Raw genomic sequence first — 13,137 nt, 5'->3', positions numbered from 1 at the left:
CCCCGAGCGGGCCGCGTCCTCACACGCCGGACGGGCTGAGCTGATCGGCCTGTCCGGCGTTCCGCCGTTCCCGGGGCAGAGCCGCCAGCGCCAGCACCGCAGCCCCCGCCAGTACGACCGCCCCCGCGACCGCCGCCCCGTGCATCCCGCCGGTGAACGCCTCCCGCGCGGCCGTCGCCAGTCCCGGAGCGCGATCGGCGACCGCCAGCGCCCCGCCCAGCGTCTCCCGGGCCGCCTCCAGTGCGCTCTTCCCCAGCACCGACTGGAGGTACTGGTCGTGCGCCGGCGGTGCACGAACAGGGCCGCGAAGAGCGGGCCGACGGTGATCGAGACGACGTAGCGGACGTTCCAGCCCTCGGAGGGGATCTCCTTCAGCCCGTAGACCACGGGCAGGACCGCCGCCATGGAGAGCGGGACGCTCAGCAGGTCGAGGCGCCCGGGGGAGGGGGTACGCGACTCGGGGAGCAGCAGCGGGCCGAGGACCAGGAGCAGGGCCATCGCGGGCAGGTTGACCAGGAAGACCGAGCCCCACCAGAAGTACTCGACGAGCACCCCGCTCAGCACGGAGCCGAGCGCGATCCCGGCCGTCATCACGCCGGACCACAGACGATCGCCGTGGCGCGCTGGCCGGGGTCGGTGAACATCGTGCGGAGCAGGGCCATCGTCGACGGCATCAGGGTCGCCCCGCCGATGCCGAGGACCGCGCGGGCCGGCACGGGCGGGAGGAATCGGGTTCGTCGTCACGTCGGAGAAAGTACGCACGTCATAAACGCCCGTCTATAACGCCTGTATAGGACGGCTGTATGGATCGTTGTAGTCTGTGCCGCATGGGACACCGTGAGGATCTGCTCGAAGGCGCCCAGCGCTGCCTGCTGGCGAAGGGCTTCGCGCGGACCACCGCGCGCGACATCGTCAAGGAGTCGGGGACCAACCTGGCCTCGATCGGCTACCACTACGGCTCGAAGGACTCGCTGCTCGCCCAGGCGTACATCGCGCTCGTCGAGGGGATGGGCGACGCGTTCGAGGGTCAGGGGGAGGCCGGGCTCACCGCCGCGCCGGGCTCGGTCGAGCGGTTCCAGGAGGTGTGGTCGAACATCATCGCGACCATGCGCGAGCCCGGGTCGGTCTGGCGGCTCAGCGTGGAGATCATCGCGATGGGGGACCAGCTGCCCGAGGTCCGCGACCACCTGGTGATCGCCCAGCGGGAGGCCGGGCGCGGCCTGATCCCGCTGCTCATGGGCGGACGCGAGGAGGGCGTCCCGGACGGGACCGCCGACACCCTCGGCATGTTCTACGTGACCCTCATGACCGGCCTCATCGCCCAGTACACCTTCGACCCCCGCACCGCGCCCGGCGCGGAGCAGCTCACCGAGGGCCTTCGTCAGGTGATCGCGGCCGCCGGCCCGTCCTGATCCGGACTACAGCCGGGCCCCCTTCAGGGCCATGTGCAGCAGCAGCCGGTCCTCGCCGTCGTCGAGGTCCAGGCCGGTCAGGTGCTCGACGCGGGACAGCCGGTAGTACAGGGTCTGCCGGTGGATGCCGAGTTCGGCGGCCGTGCGGGCGGCCTGGCCCGCGAGGTCGAGGTAGACCTCGGCGGTCCGGGCGAGTTCCCGGTGGGCGGGGGAGAGCAGCGGCGCCACCGCCGCGTCCTTCGCCGCCTCGGGGGGCAGCGCGGTGAGCAGGCGGTACGGGCCGATGCCGGACCACTCGGCGACCGGCCCCAGCCGGGGCTCGGCGAGCACCGCGCGGGCCGCGGCGGACGCCTCCCGCCAGGCGGGCCCCAGCTCCGTCAGCCCGGCCCGGGCGGCCGCGATCCCCGCGCCCGCCCCGCCCGCGCGCTCCAGCAGCCGGCCGGCGGCACTCGTCGCCGGGGTCAGCACCTCGGGGGAGCGCAGCCGGATCAGCAGCGCCAGCGCGTGGCCCGCCACTCCCCACGGCACCGTGCACAGGGCCGTGGCGCCCGGCACCGTCCGCACCGAGGGGGCGTCGTCCGGGTCGGCGGAGGGCCAGGGGGCCACGCAGACCACCGTGTGCGGGGAGTCGGCGCGCACGCCCAGGGCGGTCCGGAGTTCGGCGACCGCCATGTCCCGCTGCCAGTCCCGCTCGGCGGTGAGGACCGCCCGCAGTTCCCGGGTGAGGTCGGCGCCGTGCTGGGCCTCGTCCGCGAGCAGGGCGCCGATCCGCGGGGTGACGTCCATGGCGGCGGTGAGCTGGCGGTCGGTGGGGCCGGGGTCGCCGTCGAGGAGCCAGACGTAGCCGAGGACGACACCCCGATGGCGTACCGGCAGGCAGATCCTGCCGCGGTAGACGCCCGCCTCCGGGGTGGGCGGGATGCGGACGGGGGCGCTCGCGCGGGTGATGCCGAACCCCTCGAACCAGCTGCGGACCGCGGCGGTGGAGCGGCGGGTCAGGATCGAGCGGGTGCGCACGGGGTCCAGCGCGGAGGCGTCCAGCTCGTCCTCGCTGTCGTACGCGCCGAAGGCGATCAGCTCGAAGTCGCGGTTCTCCAGCGTCGCGGGGGCGCCCAGCAGCTCCGAGATCTCGTCGACCAGTTCCTGGTAGTCACCCTTGTAATCGGTCGCCACCCGGGCATTCTCCCTCATGTGCCGGGCTGCTTCATACATCTGTATGAGATCCGTGGCACGGATGCGTGACAGCTGTAGATGGCCGACGATCGGAGGGATCCTTAGATTTCACGGTGGTTCTCCGTGCCGTACCCGAATCGTCGGTGAGCGGCCTGTTTCTGATGGTTTGTGGAGGTGCCCCGTGCTGGGTCCCGTGATTCTCGCCGCGTCGCGCAGCGACCGGATGCGACGTCTGGTCTCGGCGGCCCCGGTCACCAAGCAGGTCGTCGACCGCTTCATCCCCGGTGAGACCGTGTCCGAGATCGTGCCGATCATCGAGGACCTCACGGCCAAGGGCCTGGAGCTGACCATGGACGTGGTCGGCGAGGACATCACCACCCCGGAGCAGGCCGAGGCCGCCCGTGACGCCTATCTGGAGCTGATCGACCGGCTCAAGGGCCTCGACCTCGGCACCCGTGCCGAGATGTCGGTGAAGCTGTCCATGTTCGGCCAGGCGCTGCCCGGCGGCCACGAGCTGGCGCTCGCCAACGTCCGCCCGGTCGTCGAGGCCGCCGCCGCCATCGGCACCACGGTCACGCTGGACGCCGAGGACCACACCACCCTCGACTCGATGTTCGCCATCCACGACGAGCTGCGGAAGGACTTCCCGCAGACCGGCTGCGTCATCCAGGCCTACCTCTTCCGCACCGAGGAGGACGCCCGCCGGCTCGCCGCGAACGGCAGCCGGGTGCGGATCGTCAAGGGCGCCTACAAGGAGCCCGCCTCGGTCGCCTACCAGGACAAGGGCGAGATCGACAAGGCGTACGTGCGGGTCATGCGCATCCTCATGGACGGCTCGGGGTACCCGATGATCGGGTCCCACGACCCGCGCCTGATCTCCATCGCCCAGGAGCTCGCCCACCGCGCCGGCCGCAAGCTCGACGAGTACGAGTTCCAGATGCTCTACGGCATCCGCAGCGACGAGCACCTGCGCCTGGCCGCCGAGGGCCACCGCATGCGCGTGTACACCGCGTACGGCACCGACTGGTACGGCTACTTCATGCGGCGCCTGGCCGAGAAGCCCGCCAACCTCCGATTTTTCGCCCGCAGCATGATCACCCGAGGCTGAGAAATGACGCTCACGCAGAGGCCTTTCCGCCGGGGGTCCGGGGGTTGTCCCCCGGGAAGGCACAGCATGCGGCGCCTGGCGGAGAAGCCCGCGAACCTCCGCTTCTTCGTCCGCTCGATGGTCACCAAGGGCTGAGCCCGAAACACCCGCTCAAGTACAAGGAGTTACGGATCTCATGGACGCTGTGACCCAGGTCCCCACCCCCGTCAACGAGCCGGTGCACGGCTACGCCCCCGGTTCGCCCGAGCGCGTCCGGCTGGAGGCCAAGCTCAAGGAGCTGGCCGAGAACCCGATCGACCTGCCGATGACCATCGGCGGCGAGCGGCGGATGGGCGGCGGCGAGGCGTTCCAGGTCGTGCAGCCGCACCACCACAAGGCCGTGCTCGGCACCTACCGCAACGCCACCGAGGCCGACGCCCGGGACGCGGTCGACGCGGCCCTCGCCGCCGCCCCGGCCTGGCGCGCGATGTCCTTCGACGACCGCGCGGCGATCATCCTGCGCGCCGCCGAGCTGCTGGCCGGCCCGTGGCGCGAGACGCTGGCCGCCTCCACCATGCTCGGCCAGTCCAAGACCGCCCAGCAGGCCGAGATCGACACCCCCTGCGAGCTCGTCGACTTCTGGCGCTTCAACGTCCACTACGCCCGCCAGATCCTCGCCGAGCAGCCCCCGGCGAACTCCCCGGGCGTGTGGAACCGCATGGACCACCGCCCGCTGGAGGGCTTCGTCTACGCGATCACCCCGTTCAACTTCACGGCCATCGCGGGCAACCTGCCCACCGCCCCGGCCCTGATGGGCAACGTGGTCGTGTGGAAGCCGTCCCCGACCCAGACCCACGCCGCGGTGCTGCTGATGCAGCTGCTGGAGGAGGCCGGTCTGCCCAAGGGCGTCATCAACCTCGTCACCGGTGACGGCATCGCGGTCTCCGAGGTCGCCCTGAACCACCGCGACCTGGCGGGCATCCACTTCACCGGTTCCACCAAGACCTTCCAGTACCTGTGGAAGACGGTCGGCACCAACATCGAGAAGTACCGCTCCTACCCGCGTCTGGTCGGCGAGACCGGCGGCAAGGACTTCGTCGTCGCCCACCCGTCGGCGGACCGCGCGGTGCTCAAGACCGCCCTGACCCGCGGTTCCTTCGAGTTCCAGGGCCAGAAGTGCTCGGCGAGCTCCCGCGCCTACGTCCCGGCCTCCATCTGGAACTCCGGCTTCAAGGAGGAGTTCGCGGCCGAGGTCGACTACCTGACGATGGGGGACGTCACCGACCTGTCGAACTTCATCGGCGCGGTCATCGACGAGCGGTCCTTCGCCAAGAACAAGGCCGCCATCGACCGGGCCAAGGCGGACCCGAGCTGCACGATCGTCGCCGGCGGTACGTACGACGACTCGGTCGGCTACTTCGTCCGCCCGACGGTCATCGAGTGCGCCGACCCGGAGAACGAGGTGTTCACCACCGAGTACTTCGGTCCGATCCTCGCCGTGCACGTCTACGAGGACGACAAGTACGACGAGATGCTGACCCAGATGGAGTCGGTCTCCGACTACGCCCTGACCGGCTCGGTCATCTCCGGTGACCGCGCGGCGACCGCGTACACGATGGAGAAGCTGCGCTACGCGGCCGGCAACTTCTACATCAACGACAAGTCGACCGGCGCAGTGGTCGGCCAGCAGCCCTTCGGTGGCGGCCGTGCCTCCGGCACCAACGACAAGGCCGGCGCCCCGCAGAACCTGATGCGCTGGACGCTGACCCGCGCCATCAAGGAGACGCTGGTCCCGCCGACCGACTACGGCTACCCGCACATGGGCTGACACCCCCGCGACGGGCACCCGCCCGTCCCGTGAACCCCGCCCCCGCTCCGGATCCCCCCTCCGGACCGGGGGCGGTTTCATGCCCGCGTGGCCATCCTCACCCGGGCATCTCCGTACGCTCCCACCACTCGTAGACGGGCAGCGGGCCCTCGGGGGTGTCCGCCGAACGCGAGGTCGGGCGGAAGTGCTCGTAGCCGTTGCGTAGCTCGATCTTCACGTCGGGGCCCGGGACCGGGGCCGGGACGGTCCGCTCGGGGACGTCGTCGGGGCCGCCTTCGAGAAACACCTTCTGCGTGTCGTTCATGACGTCAGGTGTTCCCCTGGCGGCCGCCGGGTGCGGTGCGGCGCGGGGAGGATCAGCCGTGTGGGCGATCCGGGCCCGCGGTCCGATCAGGTCCGCCGTCTCAGATAGTAGGAAGTCCGAGTAATTGTGGAGACAGAAGCGTCGGGCTCCCTTAGCTTTGTAGGAGCCGAACGTCTCGCTCGATCAAGCGAATGGCGGACGTGAGCCGGGCCCCGTACAGGCAACCCCTGTGGCACCGCTCCCCGCCCCACCCGGCGTCTCGTAACCCCCCTTCCGCACTCCCTGATTTCGAAGGAGTCGATTTCCCATGGCCGAGACGACCGCCCGCCGAGTGCGTCACCTCTCCCCCACGAGCGAGTCCGACCGCAAGAACGCCGCCGCCGCCCTTCAGCGCGCCCTCGACCGCCGTGACAACGGCGGCGCCACCGGCCACTGAGCCGGACACCCCACGCCGGGAGCCGCACCCGAGAGGTGCGGCGCGGACTACGCGCCGCGCCGCACCTCGAAATGGTCGATCCGCCCACCGTCGTGGGCCAGCGCGGACACCTTCAGCCGGGGCCGCGCACCGCTCTCCGCCTCGACCTTGAGCAGCGAGAACCCCCGGTAGCGCACCCGGGACCACTCCACGGTCTCCTTCCTGGCGCTCCGTGACCGCGTCCACTCGAAGGTGTCGACCGACTCGCGGTCCTTCACGTGGCCCTCGTAGCTCTCCTCCACGCCCGCCGGGAAGCCGTACAGATCCTTGCCGCCCCCGCCGGCCGTCACGAACACGGTGCCGTCCCGCGACGGGTCCGTGGCCCCGCCGATCGGTACCGGCCGGCCCACCTCGCCGTTCTTGACGGCGTCGGTGCGTTCGTAGACGTGGTTGTGACCGTTGATCACCAGGTCCACCCGGTGCTCGGCGAACAGTGGCAGCCACTCGGCGCGCACCCCGCCGTCCGAGGCGTGGCTGGACGTCGAGTAGGCGCAGTGGTGGAAGAAGACGACGACGAAGTCCACGCCCTTCGCCGCGCGCAGTTCGCGCAGCCGCCCGGCCAGCCACTTCGTCTGACGGCCCTCGGTGTGCCCGAGGTTGGCGGGGATCTCGTACGAGACGTCGTTGGCGTCCAGCGCCACGACGCCGACGTTGCCGTAGACGAAGGAGTAGACCCCGGGTGCCGTCCGCGGGTCGAAGCCGCTCTCCGGGAGGCTGAAGCGGGCCAGTTGGCCGCCGTAGCCGTCGGGCGAGTACCAGGCCTCCATGTCGTGGTTGCCGGTGGTCACCATCCACGGCACGGACTTCGCGACCGGCTCGTTCTGCTGGAGGAACAGGTCCCAGAACCCGGGGTCGTAGCCGTCCTCCTCGGTGCCCCGGCCCTTGACGTTGGCGTAGCAGATGTCACCGGCGTGCAGATGGAAGGCGGGCTTCTGGCGCAGCAGCAGCCGGTCGCTCGCCTCGGCCGCGTCGCTGACGCCCTGGTCGCCGAAGGCGGTGAAGACGAAGGACCCGGGATCGGCCGGGGCGGTGCGGAAGGAGGCGACGGTCGCCCGGTGCGGCGCCGAGGCGGGGTCGTAGCCGTCGTGGCCGACGCCGTAGTAGTACGTGGTGTCCGGCAGCAGGTCGTCCAGGGCCGCGTGCACGTAGTACTGCTCCAGGGGGAGGCGCACTCCCTGGACGCCGGGGGTGTGCAGGGCGCGGATCTCCGCCGCGACCTTGTCGCCCAGTCCGTCGGGGCGGGCGCCGATCCGTACGTAGGGCCGCTTCACCGCGGCCGGCACCTGCCAGGAGATCCGCATCCCGGTCCGCGGGTCCGCGCCGAAGGCGAGGTGGCGGCCGAAGGGCGTGGCCGCCGAGCCCGGCACCTTCGAGGTGGCGGAGGCCGAGGAGGTGGGCCCGGCCGCCGGGGTCCCGGATCCCGAGCAGCCGGTCAGCAGACCGCCCGCCACCGCACCCGCCGTCACCAGCGCCCGGCGCCGGGTGAGCTTCGTGCGCGCGTACTCGTACTGCTCGGCCATGCTCATCCGGTGCGCGAGCTGCGGCGGAATGCCGATGTCGGGGAGGTCCATGCTGGAGAACTTCCCAGCGAACCCCAACGCCCGTGCGGCGTACGGGTGAACGACGGCCGACGCGATGGGGCGGCCACCGAACGGGCTGTCCGTATCGCGGACAGCGCATGTCATTCCATGGGACGACGAGTAGGGTGCTGGCATGTCTCGCAGCATCAATCTCGCAGTGATTCCCGGTGACGGCATCGGCCAGGAGGTCGTGGCCGAAGGCCTGAAGGTCCTCTCCGCCGTCCTGCCGCAGGACGTGAAGCTGGAGACCGAGGAGTACGACTTCGGCGCCCAGCGTTACCACGCCACCGGTGAGACCCTCACCGACGCCGACCTCGACGCGCTCAAGAAGCACGACGCCATCCTGCTCGGCGCCATCGGCGACCCCTCGGTCCCGTCCGGCGTCCTGGAGCGGGGCTTCCTGCTGAAGCTGCGCTTCGCCTTCGACCACCACGTCAACCTGCGTCCGTCGAAGCTCCTCCCGGGTGTCGCCACCCCGCTGGCCGGCGAGCCGCAGATCGACTTCGTCGTCGTCCGCGAGGGCACCGAGGGCCCGTACACCGGCAACGGCGGCACCATCCGCAAGGGCACCGAGCACGAGGTCGCCACCGAGGTCTCCGTCAACACCGCCTTCGGTGTCGAGCGGGTGGTCCGGGACGCCTTCGCCCGCGCCCAGGCCCGGCCGCGCAAGAAGCTGGCGCTGATCCACAAGAACAACGTGCTGACCTTCGCCGGTCACCTGTGGACGAACGTCTTCAACCAGGTGGCCGAGGAGTTCCCCGAGGTCACCACCGAGTACATGCACGTCGACGCGGCGACCATCTACCTGGTCACCCAGCCCGAGCGCTTCGACGTGATCGTCACCGACAACCTCTTCGGCGACATCATCACCGACCTCGCCGCGGCCGTCTCCGGCGGCATCGGCGTCGCCGCCAGCGGGAACATCAACCCCGCGGGCGACTTCCCCTCGATGTTCGAGCCGGTCCACGGCTCCGCGCCGGACATCGCCGGCCAGGGCAAGGCCGACCCCACCGCCACGGTCCTGTCCGTCGCCCTGCTCCTGCGCCACCTCGGCTACGACGCCGAGGCGGCCCGTATCGACGAGGCGGTCTCCGCCGACCTCGCCGAGCGCACCGGCAAGCCCGCCCGCTCCACCACGGAGATCGGCGACGCGCTCGTCGTACGGGTAGCCGGCTGACCCTGCCGCGCTCGAAGCCGCCGGGTCCCATGCGCCCGGCGGCTTCCCCATGTCCGCCGCCGGGTGCCACCATCTTCCCCTGGGCCGCATTCACGCCGTTTCGTCCATGGCAGGCCGCGCGCGATAATCGAACGCGGAGCCGCGAAATGAGGGAATGCTCGGACGTCCTAGCACTGGCCACTGACAGTAACGGGACGTGAGCGGCGGCCCGTCATTTCAACCGGTACTGCATGTCCCGGGGGACAACCCCCGGATCCCCGGCCGGACGACAGGACGTTGCCCAGCCGTTTGCCAGGAAGCGAGGGACACCCACCCATGACGACGCCCACGATCGAGCTCAAGCCCTCCGCCAGCCCGCTCGCCGACGCGCAGCGCGCGGCGATCCTGGCCGACCCCGGGTTCGGCCGCCACTTCACCGACCACATGGTGACGATCAAGTGGACCGAGGGCCGCGGGTGGCACGACGGGCAGCTCGTCCCGTACGCGCCGCTCTCCCTCGACCCGGCCACGATGGTCCTGCACTACGCGCAGGAGATCTTCGAGGGCCTCAAGGCGTACCGGCAGCCCGACGGCACCGTCGCCACCTTCCGCCCGGACAAGAACGCCCAGCGCTTCCAGGCGTCCGCCCGCCGCCTGGGCATGCCCGAGCTGCCGGTGGAGACCTTCATCGAGGCCTGCGACGCGCTGGTCCGGCAGGACGCCGCCTGGGTCCCGGCGCACGGCGGCGAGGAGTCCCTCTACCTGCGCCCGTTCATGATCGCGACCGAGGTCGGCCTCGGGGTGAAGCCGGCCAACGAGTACCTCTTCCTGGTGATCGCCTCCCCGGCCGGCGCCTACTTCCCGGGCGGCGTGAAGCCGGTCTCCATCTGGGTCTCCGAGGACCACGTCCGCGCGGTGCCGGGCGGCATGGGCGACGCCAAGACCGGCGGCAACTACGCCGCCTCCCTGCTCGCGCAGGCGGAGGCGGCGGCCGAGGGCTGCGCGCAGGTCTGCTACCTCGACGCGGTCGAGCGCAAGTGGGTCGAGGAACTCGGCGGCATGAACCTGTACTTCGTCTACGGCGACCGCATCGTCACCCCGACCCTCACCGGGTCCATCCTGGAGGGCGTGACCCGCGACTCGCTGCTCGCCGTCGCCCGTGACCTCGGGTACACGGCCGAGGAGGGGCGGATCTCCGTCGACCAGTGGCAGAGCGACTCGGAGAACGGCACCCTCACCGAGGTCTTCGCCTGCGGCACGGCCGCGGTGATCACCCCGGTCGGCACGGTCAAGCGGACCGGCGCCCAGTGGCAGCAGGGCGGCGGGGAGCCCGGCGAGGTCACCCTCAGGCTCCGCCGGGCCCTGCTGGACATCCAGCGCGGCACGGCCGCCGACCAGCACGGCTGGATGCACCCGCTCGGCTAGACGTCACCGCTCGCCAGGGCCGCCGTGGACCGTGTGTCCACGGCGGCCCTGCTGTTTTCCGAGCCTTTCCCGGACGGCGGCTCCCCATGATTGGAACAACGCTCAATCCGATACTCTCCCGTCGGTCAAGCCTTTACTTTCCTCACTGGCTCGATGGCTTTAGAGTGGCGTTCTAACTTTGCAAGGCAAGGAGGTGCCCGCGTCATGCGACTGACCCCCACGGAACGTGACCGGCTGCTGCTCTTCGGGGCCGCGGAACTGGCCCGCGCCCGCCGCGCCCGCGGCCTCAGGCTGAACGTGCCGGAGGCCACCGCCCTGATCGCGGACACCGTCTGCGAGGCCGCCCGCGACGGCAGGCGGCTGGCCCAGGCCGTCGAGGCGGCCCGTTCCGTACTCGGTCCCGACGACGTGCTGCCCGGAGTGGCCGACGTGGTCACCGAGGTGCACGTGGAGGCGGTCTTCGACGACGGCTCCCGGCTCGCGATCGTCTCCGACCCGATCGGCGGCTCCCTCGGTGCCGAGGCCCCGGGCGCACTGCTGCCCGGCCCGGAGCACCCCGAACCCGAGGCGGCGCTGCGCCTGCCGGTCACCAACACCGCCCGGGTCCCGGTCTCCGTCACCTCCCACTTCCACTTCTTCGAGGCCAACCCGCGGCTCGACTTCGACCGCGCGCGGGCCTACGGCATGCGGCTCGCGGTGCCCGCCGGCTCCTCGGTCCGGTTCGGACCGGGGGAGAGCCTGGAGGTCGGGCTCCTGCCGATCGGCGGCGCGCGGATCGCCATCGGCTTCGCGGGACTCGTCGACGGCCCCCTCGACGCGCCGGGCGCGAAGGAGGAGGCCCTGCGCAGGGCGGCCGCCTGCGGATATCTGGGAGTCGACGACGAGGAGGCCGACCGATGAGCCGCCCCGGAGGACACCCGGCCGAAGCCCGCCGTCTGACCCCCCACGAGTACGCGGCCACCCACGGTCCGCGGGCCGGGGACCGGATCCGCCTCGGTGACTCCGGACTGACCGTCCGGGTCGAGTCCGACTCGCAGCGCTACGGCGACGAGTTCCTCGCCGGCTTCGGCAAGACCGCCCGCGACGGACTGCACCTCAAGGCCGCCGCCGTGCGCGACACCTGCGACGTCGTCATCAGCAACGTCGTGGTGATCGACGCCGTCCAGGGCATCCGCAAGGTCTCCATCGGCATCCGGGAGGGCCGGATCTGCTCGATCGGCAGGGCCGGCAACCCGGACACGCTCGACGGGGTCGACGTGGTGGTCGGCACCGGCACCTCCATCGTGTCCGGCGAGGGGCTCATCGCCACCGCCGGCGCCGTGGACACCCATGTCCACCTGCTGTCGCCGCGGATCATGGAAGCCTCGCTGGCCTCCGGCGTCACCACGATCATCGGGCAGGAGTTCGGCCCGGTGTGGGGCGTCGGCGTCAACTCGCCCTGGGCGCTGCGGCACGCCTTCAACGCCTTCGACGCCTGGCCGGTCAACATCGGCTTCCTCGGCCGGGGTTCCTCCTCCCACGACGCGCCCCTGGTGGAGTCCCTCGCCGAGGGCGGCGCCTCCGGCTTCAAGGTGCACGAGGACATGGGCGCCCACACCCGCGCGCTGGACACGGCGCTGCGGGTCGCCGAGGAGTACGACGTCCAGGTCGCCCTGCACAGCGACGGGCTGAACGAGTGCCTGTCCGTAGAGGACACCCTGAAGGTGCTGGAGGGCCGGACCATCCACGCCTTCCACATCGAGGGCTGCGGCGGCGGACACGTCCCCAACGTGCTGAAGATGGCGGGCGTCCCCCATGTCATCGGCTCCTCCACCAACCCCACCCTGCCCTTCGGACGGGACGCGGTCGCCGAGCACTACGGCATGATCGTCTCCGTCCACGACCTGAAGACGGACCTGCCCGGCGACGCCGCGATGGCCCGGGACCGGATCCGCGCGGGCACCATGGGCGCCGAGGACGTGCTGCACGACCTGGGCGCGATCGGCATCACCTCCTCGGACGCGCAGGGCATGGGCCGGGCCGGCGAGACCGTGCGCCGCACCTTCGCCATGGCCGGGAAGATGAAGGCCGAACTCGGCGCACCCGAGGAGCACGACAACGAGCGCGTCCTGCGCTACATGGCCAAGCTGACCATCAACCCGGCCATCGCGCACGGACTCGCGCACGAGGTGGGCTCGCTGGAGGTCGGCAAGCTCGCCGACATCGTGCTCTGGCACCCGGAGTACTTCGGCGCCAAACCGCAGCTCGTCCTCAAGTCCGGCTTCCCCGCCTACGGGGTGACCGGCGACCCCAACGCCGCCACCGACACCTGCGAACCGCTCGTCCTCGGACCGCAGTTCGGCGCCCACGGAGCGACCCCCGCCGACATCTCCGTCGCCTTCGTCGCCCAGGCCGCCCTGGACCAGGGCAACGACACCATGCCGACCCGGCGCCGCCGCGTCGCCGTGCGCGGCACCCGCGGCATCGGACCCGCCGACCTGCGCCTGAACTCCCGTACCGGAGCCGTCGACGTGGACCAGCGCACCGGTCTGGTGACGCTGGACGGCGAGCCGCTGCGCTCGGAACCGGCCGACTCGGTCGCCCTGAACCGCCTCTACTTCCTCTAGATGAGTGAGTCCGATGTTCTCAGTGGTCGTAGGCGATGAGAGATCGTTTGATCTTGGCGCCGGTGGTCCAGTTGTGCCAGATGCCGGCGGC

General features: G+C 71.2%; 11 protein-coding genes and 1 pseudogene. 8 read left to right on the top strand and 4 right to left on the bottom strand.

Annotated elements, in window-relative coordinates:
* Positions 1-19: 19 nt before the first annotated feature.
* Positions 20-710 (bottom strand): annotated as a pseudogene (locus AB0E07_RS29330) (MFS transporter); the annotation flags it as partial.
* A 117-nt stretch (positions 711-827) separates the two neighbouring features.
* On the opposite strand from AB0E07_RS29330, the gene AB0E07_RS29325 reads away from it, so the two are divergent.
* Entirely contained in the window at positions 828-1,412 is a 585-nt protein-coding gene (locus AB0E07_RS29325) for a TetR/AcrR family transcriptional regulator (RefSeq protein WP_362258683.1), read from the top strand.
* Positions 1,413-1,418: 6 nt separating this feature from the next.
* Here AB0E07_RS29325 and AB0E07_RS29320 read toward each other — a convergent pair whose 3' ends face one another.
* Positions 1,419-2,603, bottom strand: a complete 1,185-nt coding sequence (locus AB0E07_RS29320; protein ID WP_362258680.1) for a helix-turn-helix domain-containing protein — start codon at positions 2,601-2,603, stop codon at positions 1,419-1,421.
* A 163-nt stretch (positions 2,604-2,766) separates the two neighbouring features.
* On the opposite strand from AB0E07_RS29320, the gene AB0E07_RS29315 reads away from it, so the two are divergent.
* Both AB0E07_RS29315 and pruA read left to right on the top strand, forming a co-directional pair.
* The gene (locus AB0E07_RS29315; protein ID WP_362258678.1) at positions 2,767-3,693 is read left to right on the top strand and encodes a proline dehydrogenase family protein; all 927 of its coding nucleotides are present in this window, start codon (positions 2,767-2,769) and stop codon (positions 3,691-3,693) included.
* Between the two features lie 175 nt (positions 3,694-3,868).
* Complete coding sequence (pruA, locus tag AB0E07_RS29310) at positions 3,869-5,500, top strand: L-glutamate gamma-semialdehyde dehydrogenase (RefSeq protein WP_362258675.1); 1,632 nt, start codon at positions 3,869-3,871, stop codon at positions 5,498-5,500.
* A gap of 97 nt (positions 5,501-5,597) precedes the next feature.
* On the opposite strand, the gene AB0E07_RS29305 is transcribed toward pruA, so the two are convergent.
* Positions 5,598-5,804 (bottom strand): DUF5988 family protein, encoded by a 207-nt coding sequence (locus AB0E07_RS29305; RefSeq protein ID WP_362258672.1) that lies wholly within the window; start codon positions 5,802-5,804, stop codon positions 5,598-5,600.
* Positions 5,805-6,111: 307 nt separating this feature from the next.
* On the opposite strand from AB0E07_RS29305, the gene AB0E07_RS29300 reads away from it, so the two are divergent.
* The gene (locus AB0E07_RS29300) at positions 6,112-6,240 is read left to right on the top strand and encodes a hypothetical protein (protein ID WP_362258669.1); all 129 of its coding nucleotides are present in this window, start codon (positions 6,112-6,114) and stop codon (positions 6,238-6,240) included.
* A 47-nt stretch (positions 6,241-6,287) separates the two neighbouring features.
* Here AB0E07_RS29300 and AB0E07_RS29295 read toward each other — a convergent pair whose 3' ends face one another.
* Entirely contained in the window at positions 6,288-7,850 is a 1,563-nt protein-coding gene (locus tag AB0E07_RS29295; protein WP_362258666.1) for a metallophosphoesterase family protein, read from the bottom strand.
* A gap of 142 nt (positions 7,851-7,992) precedes the next feature.
* Here AB0E07_RS29295 and AB0E07_RS29290 point away from each other — a divergent pair, with 142 nt between their 5' ends.
* The 4 genes from AB0E07_RS29290 to AB0E07_RS29275 all read left to right on the top strand — a co-directional run bounded on the left by AB0E07_RS29290 (position 7,993) and on the right by AB0E07_RS29275 (position 13,046).
* On the top strand, positions 7,993-9,036 hold the full coding sequence (locus tag AB0E07_RS29290) for a 3-isopropylmalate dehydrogenase (protein ID WP_362258663.1): 1,044 nt from the start codon (positions 7,993-7,995) through the stop codon (positions 9,034-9,036).
* Between the two features lie 315 nt (positions 9,037-9,351).
* Positions 9,352-10,440: a branched-chain amino acid aminotransferase gene (locus AB0E07_RS29285; RefSeq protein WP_362258661.1), complete on the top strand. Its 1,089-nt coding sequence runs from the start codon at positions 9,352-9,354 to the stop codon at positions 10,438-10,440.
* A gap of 204 nt (positions 10,441-10,644) precedes the next feature.
* The gene (gene ureA / locus AB0E07_RS29280; protein WP_362258658.1) at positions 10,645-11,340 is read left to right on the top strand and encodes an urease subunit gamma; all 696 of its coding nucleotides are present in this window, start codon (positions 10,645-10,647) and stop codon (positions 11,338-11,340) included.
* Positions 11,337-13,046 carry an urease subunit alpha gene (locus AB0E07_RS29275; RefSeq protein ID WP_362258655.1) on the top strand — a complete coding sequence of 570 codons (1,710 nt, stop codon included), beginning with the start codon at positions 11,337-11,339 and terminating at the stop codon, positions 13,044-13,046. The genes ureA and AB0E07_RS29275 overlap by 4 nt, the downstream gene beginning before the upstream one ends.
* The last annotated feature ends 91 nt before the right edge of the window (positions 13,047-13,137 follow it).

The organism is Streptomyces sp. NPDC048002, from assembly GCF_040653275.1.
Lineage (GTDB): Bacteria > Actinomycetota > Actinomycetes > Streptomycetales > Streptomycetaceae > Streptomyces.
This window is presented reverse-complemented; position numbering and strand designations above follow the sequence as displayed.